Origin of the sequence: Stenotrophomonas sp. PD6, assembly GCF_049199305.1 — a bacterium.
Lineage (GTDB): Bacteria > Pseudomonadota > Gammaproteobacteria > Xanthomonadales > Xanthomonadaceae > Stenotrophomonas.
In genome coordinates, this window is record NZ_JBLZQD010000010.1 from 17,183 (window position 1) to 30,960 (window position 13,778).

The following is a 13,778-nucleotide window of genomic DNA, read 5'->3' on the forward strand; positions in this document are numbered from 1 at the left end:
ATGATCCGCTACCCCGAGGGCCGGCCAACGGCCGGCGCTACCGGGTTACGTTTGCGCCTAGAACCCAAGCTCCACGCCCGGCAGCAACGGCTGCAGCTGTTCGCGGAACAGCGTCTTGATCCGCGCCAGCGCGGCCTCGTCGTTGCCTTCGAAACGCAGCACCAGCACCGGGGTGGTGTTGGAAGCGCGCAGCAGGCCCCAGCCGTCCGGGAAGTCAGCGCGCAGGCCATCGATGGTGGACAGGCGCGCGCCGGCGAACGGCGACTCTTCCGCCTGTGCCGAGGACACGAACAACGACACCAGCGCATGCGGCGTGCCCGATTCCACCGGCACCTTCAGCTCCGGGGTGGAAATGCTGTCGGGCAGTTCCTCGAACACTTCCGACGGCGTCTCCTCGCGCTGGGCGAGGATTTCCAACAGGCGCGATGCCGCGTACAGGCCGTCGTCGAACCCGAACCAGCGCTCCTTGAAGAAGAAGTGCCCGCTCATCTCACCGGCCAGCTCGGCGTCGGTCTCGCGCATCTTGGCCTTGATCAACGAATGCCCGGTCTTCCACATCATCGGGCTGCCGCCATTGCGCAGCACGTAATCGGACAGCTTGCCGCTGCACTTCACGTCGTAGATCACCAGCGCACCCGGGTTGCGCATCAGCACGTCGGCCGCGAACAGCATCAACAGGCGGTCGGCATAGATGATCTTGCCTTCGCGGGTGACCACACCCAGGCGGTCGCCGTCGCCATCGAAGGCCAGGCCGATATCGGCGTCGAAACGCTTCACGGTCTGGATCAGGTCTTCCAGGTTGTGCGGGTCGCTCGGATCCGGATGGTGGTTGGGGAAGGTCCCATCCACGTCGCAGTACAGCGGAATGACCTCGGCGCCGATGGCCTCCAGTAGCGGCTGGGCCAGTTCGCCGGCCACGCCGTTGCCGGCATCGGCCACCACCTTGAGCGGGCGGTCCAGCTGCACGTCGTCGGCAATGCGCTGGATGTAGTCCGCGTTGACGTCGCGCTGCTGCAGGCTGCCGGGTTCGGCGGCCACATGCAGCTGGCCGTCGCGGATGCGCTGGTACAGCTCGGTGATGGAGTCGCCGGACAGCGTTTCACCGCCCACCACGATCTTGAAGCCGTTGTAGTCCGGCGGATTGTGGCTGCCGGTCACCGCCACGCAGCTGCCCGCGCGCAGGTGATAGCTGGCGAAGTACACCACCGGGGTGGGCGCCAGGCCGATATCGATGACATCGCAGCCGGCACGGCGCAGGCCTTCGATCAGGCTGGCGCTCAGTTCCGGACCGGACAGGCGGCCATCACGGCCCACCACGATGTCGCGCAGACCCTGCACCTGCAGGACCGAGCCGATGGCCTGGCCGATCAGCACCGCTACCTGCGGGGTGAGCTCGCGGCCGATCACGCCGCGGATGTCGTAAGCGCGGAAGATGCCTTCCGGCACCTCGTTGCGTTCGCCGGCCGGCAGCGGCGGCGGGGCGGTGCCGGTGGCGGCAGGTGCGGCCTCCAGCACCGGTTCCAGCACCAGGCTTTCGCGCAGGGTGGGGCCTTCTTCGCCTTCGCTGGCGGCAGCCCGGCGACGCGGCAGCTTCACGCGGCCCTTGCCGAACTGCAGCATGCCGGCGACGGCGAGCAGCAGCACCGCCACGATGAGACAGGAAATGGCGCCCATGCCCAGCGGGCCCGGGTCGATGTCCGGCACGGCGGCGGCCAGGCGCAGGCCGCTCTTGCCGATCGGGCGAGCCAGGCCCTCTGCCCCTTCGGACAGCCCGGCATCGCCCTGCTCGACGATGTTGTGGCCGCCTTGGCGCAGCGCCAGGTAGCCGTCGGACGGCACGCGCACCTGGTCGAAGGTGCCGGTCAGGCGCAGCAGCGGCTGGCGCACATAGATGACGGCCGGCCCCTGCGTTCCCAGCTGCACCGGTACCGCCAGGCCCAGACGCTGGCCGCCGGCATCACGGACCACGCGCGTTGCCACGGTATCGCCTGCGATGGCGGCTTCCAGCAGGGCCAGGCGCGAATAGCCGAAGGCCTTCGGGTCGGCGTAGGCCTCGTCCAGGCCGGTGGTGAGCACCTGCACCTCTTCGGTGCCGGGCCAGCCTTCACGGACGGCCAGCGCGGTGGCATCGGCGTCGCCGGCGGCCAGCGCGGCAGTGACCCGCTCGCTCTTCACCAGCGCGCGCAGCTGCGTGCTCTGGCTGGTGAGCGCGGCCTGCACGCCGCCCACGATCTGGTCGCGCGACTGTTCCAGCGCCTGCCCCACCGAGGCCTGCCGCCACTGCCGCACGCCGCTCCAGGCAAACCACACCGCCAGCAGGGTCAACGCCCCCACCAGCAACAGCCCATTACGCTTGCTTGTCAGTCGCGGCTGCCCTTCCGCCGTTGCCTTGCTCATTGAAGCCCCCTGTCAGCGCACCCCGGTATGGCCGAATCCACCCGTTCCCCTGGCGCTGTCGGTGAAAGTATCCACTACCTGCAGGCCGACGCGTGCAATTGGTAGTACAACCAACTGTGCAATACGGTCGCCCGGCTGCAGCGTGAAGGCCTCGCGGCCGCGGTTCCAGGCGCTGATCAGCAGCGGGCCCTGGTAGTCGGCATCAATCAGGCCGGTGCCGTTGCCCAGCACGATGCCGTGGCGGTGGCCCAGCCCGGAGCGCGGCAACACCACCGCGCACAGGTTCGGGTCGGCAATGTGGATGGCGATACCGCTGGGAATCAACGCCGTGTCACCCGGCTGCAGGGTCAACTCGGTCTCCAGCGCCGCGCGCAGGTCCAGCCCGGCGCTGGCTTCGGTGGCATAGGCCGGCAGCGGCCAGCTGTCGCCGAAACGGGGATCGAGCAGCTTCACCTGCAGCGACTGCAGGGACGGGGCTTGGGTCATGCGTGCAACCTCTGGGCAATCAGGGACAACAGTTGTTCGGCCAGCAGCGCCTTGGTGGTGCCGGGGAACACCTGTTCCCCGCCCTGCCAGTACGCGGTAGCTGCATTCTCATCGCTTTCGAAGCCGCCGTTTGTGATGCCCACCTGATTGGCGATCACCAGATCCAGCCGCTTGTCGACCAGCTTGCCACGCGCGTATTTCTCCACGTCGTGGGTTTCAGCGGCAAAACCGACCACCAGCTTCAGCGACTGGGTCTGGGTGGCCACTTCGGCCAGGATGTCAGGGGTGCGCACCAGTTCCAGCGTGAGGGTCTGGGTGCCGGCGGTCTTCTTGAGCTTCTGCGGGGCCACCTGGCGCGGGGTGTAATCGGACACCGCCGCCGCACCTATATAGATGTCGGCCGGCAGCGCATCCAGCACGGCAGTGCGCATCTGCGCGGCCGAACGCACGTCCACCCGCTGCACCCCGGCCGGCGTGGCCAGGTGCACCGGGCCGCTGACCAGCACCACCTGCGCGCCCTGGCGCACGGCGGCCGCGGCCAGCGCGTAGCCCATCTTGCCGCTGCTGCGGTTGCCCACATAGCGGACCGGGTCCAGGTCTTCATAGGTAGGACCGGCGCTGATCACCACGCGCAGCCCCTTCAATTCCTGCTCGGCGGCAGGCACGGCCGACGGCGCCTGCAGGGCCGCCAGCGCGGCCACGATCGCGTGCGGCTCGGTCAGCCGGCCGGGGCCGGACTCGCCTTCGGCCAGCGGGCCGTCCTCCGGGCCGATCACCTGGGCGCCGCGCTGGCGCAGCAGGCCGATGTTGGCCTGGGTGGCCGGGTGCAGCCACATGCGGTGGTTCATGGCCGGGCACACGGTGAGCGGCGCGGTGGTGGCCAGGCACAGGGTGGTGACCAGGTCGTCGGCATGGCCGTTGGCCAGGCGCGCCAGCAGGTCGGCCGTGGCCGGGGCCACGATGACCCGGTCGGCCCAGCGGGCCAGCTCGATGTGGCCCATGGCCTGCTCGGCCGCGCTGTCCCACAGGGTGGTGCGGGTGGGCTGGCCGGACAGGGCCTGGAAGCTCAGCGGGGTGACGAACTGCTGGGCCCCGGCGGTCATGGCGACCTGCACCTGGGCCCCGGCGTCGCGAAGGCGGCGCACCAGCTCCAACGACTTGTAGGCCGCGATGCCGCCACCCACGCACAACAACAGCTTCTGGCCTGCCAGCGGGCGCACCTGCGCCGGGGAAGCCTGGGGGGAGTCAGCCACCTGCGAATTTCCTGTCGAACCGAGGCGATTAGCTTACCCGATGAGGGTTACGGGCCTCATGCGCCAGGGGAATAAGGGGAGGTTTTTTCGTCATGAGAGGGCCTCGCGGGCGCACGCCAGCTTGTTGCCGCGGGCTCGTGGGCCCTAGGATCGCCACCAGCCAATGTCGCGGCCTGGCACGCCACCTATCGGGGATCGCACGGTGCCGGACCTTTATCTTTTCACTGTGGCCGATGTCCTCAAGATTCCCAAGCTCGCAGGCCACGTGCTGCTGCCGGGCATCCCGGCCACCGACGAGATGCCAGACATCGTGGTGGGCGCGCCCTTGGTCATCGTTACACCCGCACAGACGCGCGTGGAAACTGTCCTTGCGTCCTACGCGTTGATCCGGATGCAGCCTAAGCCGGAGCCCTTATCGCTCCCCATTACCGTGCCGTACCCCCTGACGCATGCCCACATCCCGCCGGGGAGCAGGGTCTACCTTGTTGATCCGCAAGAGGGCGAAGTATTGGACCGCTGATCCAAAGCGTGCGCTTGACACTTTGCCCAGTGCTTGGCCGAGCGCGGTTGTTAGCATTGCCCGCAGTAGATCAAGGACCGTGAACTGCCTGTGGCCACCTCGTCTTCCCCTGTAGTACTGGACACTCCCCTTACCTGTGACGACGCGTTCGCGGAGATCGAACGGCATGTACGTGCCGGCGTGCACCCTGACCGCATCCGCTTGGGTCATAACGAACGCGCCCTGTATTGGGTATGCAACAACAGCATGCTGCACTATGACGGGCCAGATGAGGCGACTATTGCGCGACGTATCGATGCGCACGTCTCGCTGATCTCCCTGTTGCTGGCGAAGGGCGCGGACCCCAACAAGGCGGCCGGGCGTGGCGCCACAGCGCTCTCGACCACCTGCCGGGATTTCATCTTCAGCCCCGCTGCATGGGCGGTGGAGAAACTTCGGTTGCTGCTCGCTGCCGGCGCGAACCCGCGCCTGACCAAGGATTCGCCGATCTGCACCGTGATTGGCCTGCGCGACATGCGCGGAGAGGTATGGAACTCCGCGTTCGATGCAGATGCGGATCCGGCCGAGATGGGCTTCATCTTCGAGGCCATCGACGCGCTGCTGCACGCCGGCGCCAGCATTGAAGCCATGGACCACCGGCAGATGTACACACCGGTGCTCATGGCCGCTTACCTGGGAAGCGCACCATTGATGCGCTTCCTGGCCGAGCGCGGCGCCAACGTGCGCATTACCACGCCCGCCGGTTCCAATGCGCTGATGTATGCGGCGGGCGACGTGGATGGACTGAAGGCCAGCCGCGGTGGATTCTCCACCACGTGGCACCGGATGGGCGACCCGGTAGCCGTCACCCGGCTGCTTATCGAGTGGGGTCTGGATCCTGCGGCTGCCAATGATCGCGGACGCACGCCGCTGACGCTGGCCTTGAACGCCGGGAACCTGGACGTGGCCGTGGTGCTGGCCGAAGCGCTCTCCGCACAGGGCACGCTGCTCAAGGCGGATGTCCGACGGTTCAAGGGCAGCGCATTCGAGACACACGTGGCCGCGCTGGCTACCGGTGGCCGCACCAGCAAGCCGCCCAAGACCGACGCGAAACCCGAGGGCGCCGCCCAGACCGCGTCGTGGGAGAAGGCACGTCAGGAGCTGAATCACCCCAGTGCGTGGCAGCGGCCGGCGTGGTTCTGCGCCTACAACAAGGCGCTGTTCGAGCACCTGGCCGCCGGCAACCACCCGGCCATTCCGCCGCAACGGCTCTATGTCGACTACGGCGACACGCTGCGCACCCTGCGCCTGTCAAAGACCAAGGACTGGATCAGCCGCAGCGGTGTGGTGACGGTGCAGCCGGATGTGCTGAACTGGGCGACGCTGCGGATCAGCTACGCGCAATTGGACGGGGATGACCTTTCGTGCCGCGAAGAGATATGCCTGCCGATGTCCGCCGATGCGCAGCCCGACATAGAGGCCGTCGCGGATCTGGTCGGGCAGATGTGTGCACGCTACTTCAAGCTTCCTGTCGCTGATTGACTGTGCAACGGTGCCGATTCTGACAGGTGCTAATTTAGGGGGACAAGCTCTCTCCAAACTGCGACGTGTGATCGAGCTTCAGCGCAAAACCCGACGATAGACTTTGCGCCCTACAGTCCAGCGCAACGTCGATAGCGGGAGCCAGAGATGCAGACAGCACGGACGAAGTGGCTTGCATACACGGTCCTGGTCGGATTGCTTCCGATCTTCTCCAGGTTTCTTGTGTGGCTCGTGACCAAGCAAGGAAGCATCGAACCCTTCGCGCCGCAGGATTTCATCGCCTTTGGACTCGTTCTCCATATCTCCAACATCAATGAAATCGAACAATTGGTCGGCGCCGACCGATCATGGAAAACTACCCAGAACGGCATGTCCGCCTTTTTCATCGCCATTCATGGCGTCCTGTTCTGCTTGACCCTGATTGGAGGCGACGCAATCGATCAGCAAGCCATCATGTACTGCGTGGCTGCCATCGCTCTCACTTCGCTTTCGATCAGCTACTCCCTGTTCAATCGGATCGCAAGCATTCATCTCACCCATCCGGAGCATGCTCAATGACAACCGCCCTCATTGTCGCCACCGTGGTGATCTCTCTCGCAGGCCTCGGGTTCGCCGCCTGGACGATGGTGCAGACGCACAAAGAGGTCGAGCGGCGGAAAGCCCATTCGTCTGAAGAGTGATCCGCGGAGGTTTGGCCGGGCGCCACTCCTGCCCTCTTGGCAACCACCACGTTTGGCCTGACACTTCCGGATGTTCGATCTCCAGACCTGCCAACGACAATGGATTGTTCAATGCATGTTGACCGCTTGCGCCCGCTCATCCTGTTGATGGCAGCCGCCTTTCTGCTTTCCTCCTGCACACGCAACGAAAGTCGGCTCGAAACCTCCTTTGTCAGCTCCTGCGCGGAAGGCGGCACCAGCGAGGCGCGATGCCAGTGCACGTACGATGCGATCCACAAGCACTACGGCGATGAGACGATGGCAGAGTTCAACAACGGGAACCCACCCGCTGACTTCGCCAACGTGCTGGGGACTTCAATGGCGCAATGCCTTGCCAAACAATGACCTCCAAAGATTTGAAACTACTGGTCCTTGACCTCGACGAGACGCTGGTCTTCGCGAGTGAGCGCGAGCTTGACCGCCCTGCCGATCTCAGCGTTGCCGGGTATCACGTTTACAAGCGCCCCCACCTCGATGCATTTCTGGACTTCGCTTTTTCCACGTTCAAGGTGGGCGTCTGGACCTCGTCGGGACAGCTGTACGCAGAACCCCTGGTCGCCCAGCTGATGCCAGGCCGCGACGTGCAGTTCGTCTGGTCAGCGAAACGCTGCAGCACGGCCCGGGATTGGGAGACCGGCGGCTACTCCAGCCAGAAGCGACTGGCCAAGCTCAAGAAGCGCGGGTTCAAGCTGGAGCATGTGATCGGCATTGACGATACCCCCAGCAAGTACGCCCAGAACTATGGAAACCTGGTGCTGGTTCAGGAGTTCACCGGCGACAGGCATGACGACGAGTTGGCCCGCCTAGCGGCCTACCTGGAGCAGCTCTCCGCACAACCGAACATTCGCGCCGTGGAGAAGCGCAACTGGCGAGACCGCTTGAAGGAGCATTGATCCCTCCAGCGGTGTGCGCTTGCACGCTCCGCGGGTTTTCCTCCTACGCGACAGAGCGGCCCTGGCTTATGGGCGCCGCCCGCATTCGGGCCGACACTGCCCCAATGGCAATCAAGCACTGGCTCGAACAGGACCGTCCCCGCGAGAAGCTGCTGGCCCGCGGTCCGGGGGCTCTGGCCGATTCGGAGCTGCTGGCGATCTTCATCTGCAAGGGTCCGAAGGGGACGAATGCGGTTGAAAGCGCGCGGAAGCTGCTTGAGCTCCATGGTCCCTTGCGGCGCCTGATGGACATGGATGCCAACACGCTCAAGAAGCTACCCGCCCTTGGCCCCGCCAGCGCCTGCAAGATGGTGGCCGCGCTGGAGCTGGCCAGCCGCCATCTTCTGGCCCAGCTTGAGCGGGGGGACAGCATGTGCGATCCCGGCACGGCCGGGCGCTACTTCAAGCAGCGGCTGCGCTCGCGACCGCAGGAGGTGTTCGCGGCGCTGTTCCTGGACACCCGCAACCGGACGCTGGCCTACGAGGAGCTGTTCAGCGGGACCATCGATGCGGCCACTGTCTATCCCCGTGAGGTGGTGCGCCGCGCCCTCCTCCACAACGCGGCGGCAGTGATCGTCAGCCACAACCATCCGTCGGGCAATGCAGAGCCCTCGGCCGCCGATAGACAGATCACCGCCCAGCTCCAGCAGGCCCTGACCCTGGTCGGGGTGCGGCTGCTCGACCATGTGGTGGTGGGCGATGGCCTGCCTGTCTCCATGGCTGAACGGGGCTGGCTGAAGCCGAAATTGTCCTTCGACGGCTGAACGTGCGGGTCAGGCGGAGGTGCCCGCCCGCAGGGCCCGGAGCGCCTGGCGGACCGGCCCCCCACCCCGCTTGGCCGCGGTTCAATGGATCGGGGTGGCTTCTAGGCTAAAATTGCCGATTCCGCCGCTCCAGTCTTCAAGCAGGCCCTGTGAAAAATCTCCTCCGCGCCCTGATCAGCCAAGGCATCGAAGCCTTGCGCGCCAACGGCACTCTGCCGGCCGATACCCTGACCCCGGAATTCGTGGTGGAACGCCCGAAGACCCGTGAACACGGTGATTTCGCCACCAATGCCGCCATGCTGCTGGCCAAGCCGGCGCGCAGCAACCCGCGCGCCCTGGCCCAGGCGCTGCTGGACGCGCTGCCCAAGAGCGACGACGTGCTGCGCGTTGAGATCGCCGGCCCGGGCTTCATCAATTTCCACCTGGCCCCCAGCGCGTACCAGCGTGAAGCGGCCAGCGTGCTCAAGGAAGGCGCCGATTACGGCCACAACCTGAGCGGCAACGGCCGCACCGTGGGCGTGGAGTACGTGTCTGCCAACCCGACCGGCCCGCTGCACGTGGGCCACGGCCGCGCGGCGGCGATCGGCGACTGCCTGGCGCGCCTGCTGGAAGTGAACGGCTGGAATGCCAAGCGCGAGTTCTACTACAACGACGCCGGCGTGCAGATCGAGAACCTGGCCCTGTCCACCCAGGCCCGCGCCAAGGGCCTGAAGCCCGACGACGCCGGCTGGCCGGAAGCGGGTTACCGCGGCGACTACATCGAGGATGTGGCCAAGGCCTACCTGTCCGGCGCCACGGTGGAGCTGGAAGGCCATTCGGTGGTGGGCGAGCGCGACCCGGACAACCTGGACGCGATCCGCCGCTTCGCCGTTGCCTACCTGCGCAACGAGCAGAACCAGGACCTGGCCGCGTTCGGGGTGGATTTCGACATCTACTTCCTGGAAAGCTCGCTGTACAAGGATGGCAAGGTTGAAGAGACCGTGGCCCAGCTCAAGGCGGCCGGCCATACCTATGAGGAAGGCGGCGCGCTGTGGCTGCGCTCGACCGACTTCGGTGACGACAAGGACCGCGTGATGCGCAAGTCCGACGGCACCTACACCTACTTCCTGCCGGACGTGGCCTACCACCTGAGCAAGTGGCAGCGCGGCTACGAGCGCGCGATCACCGAGCTGGGCGCGGACCATCACGGTTCGCTGGCGCGCGTGCGCGCCGGCCTGCAGGCGCTGGACGTGGGCATCCCGAAGGGCTGGCCGGAATACGTGCTGCACCAGATGGTGACGGTGATGCGCGGCGGCGAGGAAGTGAAGCTGTCCAAGCGTGCCGGCAGCTACCTGACCCTGCGCGACCTGATCGAGGAAGCCGGCCGCGATGCGACCCGCTGGTTCCTGATCGCGCGCAAGCCCGATTCGCAGCTGACCTTCGATATCGACCTGGCGCGCCAGCAGAGCAACGACAACCCGGTGTTCTACGTGCAGTACGCGCACGCCCGGGTGTGCAGCCTGCTGCGTCAGGGCCAGGAGAAGGGCCTGTCGTACGCGCCGAGCGAGGGCCTGGCTGGCCTGTCCTCGCTCAGCGACGAGGCGTCGCTGTGGTTGATGGTGGAAATGTCGCGCTTCCCGGAAGTGGTGGAAGCGGCCGGTCTGGCGCTGGAGCCGCACCTGATCGCGCAGTACCTGCGTGAATTGGCGCACGCGTTCCACACGTGGTATCACGGCACGCAGGTGCTGGTGGCTGACGATGCCGAGCGCAATGCCAAGCTGACGCTGGCCTGTGCCGCACGCCAGGTCCTGGCCAATGGTCTGAACATCCTGGGCGTTTCCGCCCCGGAAAAAATGTAAGTTCTGGAGAAGCAGTAGATGGCAGCGCGACGCGGCAAAACCCAGGCACGACGCAACAGCAACCAGGGCACGCCGGGATGGGTGTGGCTGGTGGCCGGTGTGGCGATTGCGGCCGTGGTGTTCCTGGCGGCACCGAACCTGTTCAAGAACGATGGCGACGGCTTCCTGCGGGTAGGCCCGCAGCCGAACCCGAATGCGCAGCCGGCCCCGGTCAGCGACGCAGAGACCGACGTGGGCGCGGAACTGCCCAAGCCGGGTGCGGCGGCCAAGCCTGCCGAACCGGCCAAGCCGGCCGCGACGCAGTACGACTTCTACACCCTGCTGCCCGGCAAGGAAGTGGAAATGTCCGATGCGGAGCTGGCCGCCAGTGCCCGCGCCGAAGACCAGCGCCGCGCCAAGGTGGAGGCGCAGCGCGCGCAGGCGGCACTTGAAGGTCGCCCGGTGCCCGCAGCGGCGGCGACGTCCACGTCGGCGGCGACGTCCACGTCGGTGGCTTCGACCGCACAGGTCAGCACGGCGGCACCGCTGCCGGCGCCGGTCAGCGAGCGCCCTGCGCCGAAGCCGGCCGCCGTGGCGGCAACGCCGAGTGCTGCCGCCCCCCCGAAGCCGGAGCCCGCTGCGGCGGCTGCGCCGCCGGCAACGGCTACGGCGGCGGCTGAGCCGGCGGCCAGCAACGTGCGTTACATCCTGCAGGCCGGCGCGTTTGGTGCGTCGGGCGACGCCGAAGCGACCAAGGCAAAGCTGGCCATGATCGGCTTGGCGGCGCGGGTGGAGTCGGCGCAGATCAACGGCAAGACCGTGTACCGCGTGCGCATGGGCCCGTATGGCAGCGCCGGCGAGCTGGCCGAGGCCAAGCAGAAGCTGGACGGCACCGGGTTGCAGGCGATGGCGATCAAGGCGCAGTAGAGCCGACTGTGTAGAGCCGACTGTTAGTCGGCTGCCACGAACCAACAAACAGAAAGCCCCGCATCGCGGGGCTTTTTGTTTTACGTTAGGCCTCCAATCCCCCCAGCACGGAGCACGTATGGGCAGTTCAGACGGCAACAACCACCGCATCGACAACATCGAATTCAACGTTTCCGACATCGCCCGCAGCAAGACCTTTTACGGCGAGGTGTTCGGCTGGACGTTCACGGACTACGGCCCCGGCTACACCGAGTTCAACGACGGGCGGCTGCGCGGCGGCTTCACCACCGATGGGCCCGTGCGAAGCGGTGGGCCGCTGGTGATTCTGTACGCCGATGATCTGGTGGCCACGCAGGCGCGCGTTGAACGCGCCGGCGCGGAGATCTCCACGCCGGCGTTCGATTTCCCGGGTGGGCGCCGGTTCCATTTCCGCGACCCGGATGGGTACGAATTGGCGGTGTGGTCGGCGGCGTGATCAGTCGCGGGCGACCTGGAAGCCCGCGAACGACTGGCTGACCGGCATCAGCTCCAGGCGGTTGATGTTGAGGTGCGCCGGCAGGGTGGCCACCCAGAAGATCTGCTCGGCGATGTCGTCGGCGGTCATCGGGTTGGCGCCGGTGTACAGCGTGTCCGAGGCCGCCTGGTTGCCGTGGGTGCGGACCAGGGTGAATTCGGTCTCGGCCATGCCCGGCTCAATGGTGGTCACACGCACGCCGGTGCCGTGCAGGTCCGAGCGCAGACCCAGCGAGAACTGGCTGACGAAGGCCTTGGTGCCGCCGTAGGCGTTGCCGCCCGGGTACGGGTACACGCCGGCCACCGAGCTGATGTTGATGATGGCGCCCTTGCGTGCCACCAGCTGCGGCAGCAGGCGGTGGGTGAGCGTGACCAGCGCGGTGACGTTGGTGTCGATCATGGTGCGCCAGTCGTCCAGCGAAGCGCTCTGCGCCGGGGCGGTGCCCTGGGCCAGGCCGGCGTTGTTGACCAGCAGATCGATGTCGGCGAAGCCGGCCGGCAGTGCGGCCAGCGCCGCTTCCATGGCGGCGCTGTCGCGCACGTCGAACACCGCCGCATGCACGCGCTCGGGGCCGTACTGGTCCACCAGCGGCTGCAGCCGCTCGGCGCGACGGCCCGTGGCGATCACCCGCCAGCCGGCCTGGGCGAAACGATGGACGGCGGCAGCGCCAAAGCCGGAGGTGGCGCCGGTAATCAGAGCGGTACGGGTCATCGGGGGTCTCCGTGGGAATCCCGACTATTTTCGCACCCTCTGGCGATGCGTGTTGCCGCCGGTTGGCGGCTTCAGCGGATGCGGAACACGCGCGCCTTGGGCAGGTCCTCGTCCACCTGCAGGAACCAGCGCCCGGCGATGCCCGGCACGACCACGATGGGCGGGTTGCTGCGCGCGGTCTTGAGCTTCATTTCGCCCTTGAGCACCTGCCACTGCTGGCCATTGTCGAGGGTGAAGACCATGCCGGGCTGCCAGCCACTGATGTCGCCAACGACACTGGCCTTGATGGGACCGTCATCCAGGCCGGGAAACATCGGGGCCGGGTTCGGTGCGCCCTGCAGCGGCACCGGGGCGACCGGCGCGGCGGCAACGGGGGCCGGCGCACGGGCGTCGGCCTCACGGAGCAGGCGGTTCAGGGTCTGCAGCTGGGCGGGGGTGAGGCCCACGTCGGCCAGCTGCTGCGGGTCCACCCGCTGTTCGATCGCCACATACGGGGCCTGGGCCGAGGCCGCTGCGGCCAGCCAGACCATGCCCACACCCGCCAGAACCTGCCACCTGCGCATTGCCTGCTCCACTGCCTGTTGATGCCTGAGGCCCGCACTGTGCTTCACTTTCATGGCAGCCAGATGACAGCCGGAACGGGCCTGGCGGGTGCGGGGGCCGGGTGGGGGTAAAATGGCAGCCAGCCACGCAGCCGCGTCGGCGGTATTGGACGCCTCATGATCAACAACGATGTACTGCGCAGCATCCGCTACATGCTCGACCTCAGCGACGGCATGATTGCCGACACCTGTGCCCTGGCCGACCCGGCCTTCGTGGTGGACAAGGCCGATGTGGCCGGCTGGCTGCGCAAGGAAGACGAAGAAGGTTTCGTGGCCTGCGACGACCGCACCCTGGCCCACTTCCTGGATGGGTTGATCGTGCACTTCCGTGGCCGCGATGAAAGCCAGCCGCTGCGCCCGGTGGAGAAGCGGATCACCAACAACCTGGTGTTGAAGAAGCTGCGGGTTGCCTTCGAGCTGAAGGACGTGGACATGCATGAGATCTTCAACAACGCCGGGTTCCCGGTGTCGAAGCCGGAGCTGTCGGCGCTGTTCCGCCAGCCGGACCACAAGAATTTCCGCGCGTGCGGCGATCAGCTGCTGCGTAATTTCCTGAAGGGGTTGACGCTGCGCGTTCGCGGCGCGTGAGGTGCAGCCACGCATGGCGTGGCTCTA

Annotated in this window: 16 protein-coding genes; 11 read left to right on the plus strand and 5 right to left on the minus strand. The window is 66.8% G+C overall.

Going from position 1 to position 13,778, the window contains the following annotated elements:
• Positions 1–57: 57 nt before the first annotated feature.
• Genes ACOZHM_RS14065 through coaBC form a run of 3 tightly spaced genes read right to left on the minus strand, consistent with a single transcriptional unit; the run spans position 58 to position 4,136 of the window.
• Positions 58–2,397, minus strand: coding sequence for a phosphomannomutase/phosphoglucomutase (locus ACOZHM_RS14065; protein ID WP_421569940.1), 2,340 nt, complete (start codon positions 2,395–2,397; stop codon positions 58–60).
• Between the two features lie 12 nt (positions 2,398–2,409).
• Positions 2,410–2,883: a dUTP diphosphatase gene (dut, locus tag ACOZHM_RS14070; protein ID WP_421569941.1), complete on the minus strand. Its 474-nt coding sequence runs from the start codon at positions 2,881–2,883 to the stop codon at positions 2,410–2,412.
• A complete protein-coding gene (coaBC, locus tag ACOZHM_RS14075) occupies positions 2,880–4,136 on the minus strand; it encodes a bifunctional phosphopantothenoylcysteine decarboxylase/phosphopantothenate--cysteine ligase CoaBC (protein WP_421569942.1) in 1,257 nt (418 codons plus the stop codon). The genes dut and coaBC overlap by 4 nt, the downstream gene beginning before the upstream one ends.
• A 202-nt stretch (positions 4,137–4,338) precedes the next feature.
• Here coaBC and ACOZHM_RS14080 point away from each other — a divergent pair, with 202 nt between their 5' ends.
• From ACOZHM_RS14080 to ACOZHM_RS14125, 10 genes are all read left to right on the plus strand, one after another.
• Positions 4,339–4,656 (plus strand): hypothetical protein, encoded by a 318-nt coding sequence (locus tag ACOZHM_RS14080; RefSeq protein WP_421569943.1) that lies wholly within the window; start codon positions 4,339–4,341, stop codon positions 4,654–4,656.
• Positions 4,657–4,902: 246 nt separating this feature from the next.
• Positions 4,903–6,177 carry an ankyrin repeat domain-containing protein gene (locus ACOZHM_RS14085; RefSeq protein ID WP_421569944.1) on the plus strand — a complete coding sequence of 425 codons (1,275 nt, stop codon included), beginning with the start codon at positions 4,903–4,905 and terminating at the stop codon, positions 6,175–6,177.
• Between the two features lie 231 nt (positions 6,178–6,408).
• Positions 6,409–6,735 (plus strand): hypothetical protein, encoded by a 327-nt coding sequence (locus ACOZHM_RS14090; protein ID WP_421569945.1) that lies wholly within the window; start codon positions 6,409–6,411, stop codon positions 6,733–6,735.
• Positions 6,732–6,857: a hypothetical protein gene (locus tag ACOZHM_RS14095; protein WP_421569946.1), complete on the plus strand. Its 126-nt coding sequence runs from the start codon at positions 6,732–6,734 to the stop codon at positions 6,855–6,857. The genes ACOZHM_RS14090 and ACOZHM_RS14095 overlap by 4 nt, the downstream gene beginning before the upstream one ends.
• Positions 6,858–6,968: 111 nt before the next feature.
• On the plus strand, positions 6,969–7,241 hold the full coding sequence (locus ACOZHM_RS14100) for a hypothetical protein (RefSeq protein WP_421569947.1): 273 nt from the start codon (positions 6,969–6,971) through the stop codon (positions 7,239–7,241).
• Positions 7,238–7,789, plus strand: coding sequence for an NIF family HAD-type phosphatase (locus ACOZHM_RS14105; RefSeq protein WP_421569948.1), 552 nt, complete (start codon positions 7,238–7,240; stop codon positions 7,787–7,789). The genes ACOZHM_RS14100 and ACOZHM_RS14105 overlap by 4 nt, the downstream gene beginning before the upstream one ends.
• 104 nt (positions 7,790–7,893) lie before the next feature.
• On the plus strand, positions 7,894–8,592 hold the full coding sequence (radC, locus tag ACOZHM_RS14110) for a RadC family protein (protein ID WP_421569949.1): 699 nt from the start codon (positions 7,894–7,896) through the stop codon (positions 8,590–8,592).
• Between the two features lie 149 nt (positions 8,593–8,741).
• The gene (argS, locus tag ACOZHM_RS14115) at positions 8,742–10,430 is read left to right on the plus strand and encodes an arginine--tRNA ligase (RefSeq protein WP_421569950.1); all 1,689 of its coding nucleotides are present in this window, start codon (positions 8,742–8,744) and stop codon (positions 10,428–10,430) included.
• Positions 10,431–10,448: 18 nt separating this feature from the next.
• Positions 10,449–11,336, plus strand: coding sequence for an SPOR domain-containing protein (locus tag ACOZHM_RS14120; RefSeq protein WP_421569951.1), 888 nt, complete (start codon positions 10,449–10,451; stop codon positions 11,334–11,336).
• Between the two features lie 118 nt (positions 11,337–11,454).
• Positions 11,455–11,811: a VOC family protein gene (locus ACOZHM_RS14125; RefSeq protein ID WP_421569952.1), complete on the plus strand. Its 357-nt coding sequence runs from the start codon at positions 11,455–11,457 to the stop codon at positions 11,809–11,811.
• Here ACOZHM_RS14125 and ACOZHM_RS14130 read toward each other — a convergent pair whose 3' ends face one another.
• Together ACOZHM_RS14130 and ACOZHM_RS14135 are read right to left on the minus strand one after the other, a co-directional pair.
• Positions 11,812–12,561: an SDR family NAD(P)-dependent oxidoreductase gene (locus ACOZHM_RS14130; RefSeq protein ID WP_421569953.1), complete on the minus strand. Its 750-nt coding sequence runs from the start codon at positions 12,559–12,561 to the stop codon at positions 11,812–11,814.
• Between the two features lie 71 nt (positions 12,562–12,632).
• Positions 12,633–13,124 (minus strand): hypothetical protein, encoded by a 492-nt coding sequence (locus tag ACOZHM_RS14135; RefSeq protein ID WP_421569954.1) that lies wholly within the window; start codon positions 13,122–13,124, stop codon positions 12,633–12,635.
• A gap of 156 nt (positions 13,125–13,280) precedes the next feature.
• On the opposite strand from ACOZHM_RS14135, the gene ACOZHM_RS14140 reads away from it, so the two are divergent.
• The gene (locus ACOZHM_RS14140) at positions 13,281–13,751 is read left to right on the plus strand and encodes a DUF1456 family protein (protein ID WP_421569955.1); all 471 of its coding nucleotides are present in this window, start codon (positions 13,281–13,283) and stop codon (positions 13,749–13,751) included.
• Positions 13,752–13,778 lie beyond the last annotated feature (27 nt).

Coding starts and splice junctions, on each gene's coding strand:
- ACOZHM_RS14065 (WP_421569940.1), bottom strand. CDS start 2,397: ATGAGCAAGGCAACGGCGGAAGGGCAGCCGCGACTGACAAGCAAGCGT.
- dut (WP_421569941.1), bottom strand. CDS start 2,883: ATGACCCAAGCCCCGTCCCTGCAGTCGCTGCAGGTGAAGCTGCTCGAT.
- ACOZHM_RS14085 (WP_421569944.1), top strand. CDS start 4,903: ATGCTGCACTATGACGGGCCAGATGAGGCGACTATTGCGCGACGTATC.
- ACOZHM_RS14095 (WP_421569946.1), top strand. CDS start 6,732: ATGACAACCGCCCTCATTGTCGCCACCGTGGTGATCTCTCTCGCAGGC.
- ACOZHM_RS14100 (WP_421569947.1), top strand. CDS start 6,969: ATGCATGTTGACCGCTTGCGCCCGCTCATCCTGTTGATGGCAGCCGCC.
- ACOZHM_RS14105 (WP_421569948.1), top strand. CDS start 7,238: ATGACCTCCAAAGATTTGAAACTACTGGTCCTTGACCTCGACGAGACG.
- radC (WP_421569949.1), top strand. CDS start 7,894: ATGGCAATCAAGCACTGGCTCGAACAGGACCGTCCCCGCGAGAAGCTG.
- ACOZHM_RS14120 (WP_421569951.1), top strand. CDS start 10,449: ATGGCAGCGCGACGCGGCAAAACCCAGGCACGACGCAACAGCAACCAG.
- ACOZHM_RS14125 (WP_421569952.1), top strand. CDS start 11,455: ATGGGCAGTTCAGACGGCAACAACCACCGCATCGACAACATCGAATTC.
- ACOZHM_RS14130 (WP_421569953.1), bottom strand. CDS start 12,561: ATGACCCGTACCGCTCTGATTACCGGCGCCACCTCCGGCTTTGGCGCT.
- ACOZHM_RS14135 (WP_421569954.1), bottom strand. CDS start 13,124: ATGCGCAGGTGGCAGGTTCTGGCGGGTGTGGGCATGGTCTGGCTGGCC.
- ACOZHM_RS14140 (WP_421569955.1), top strand. CDS start 13,281: ATGATCAACAACGATGTACTGCGCAGCATCCGCTACATGCTCGACCTC.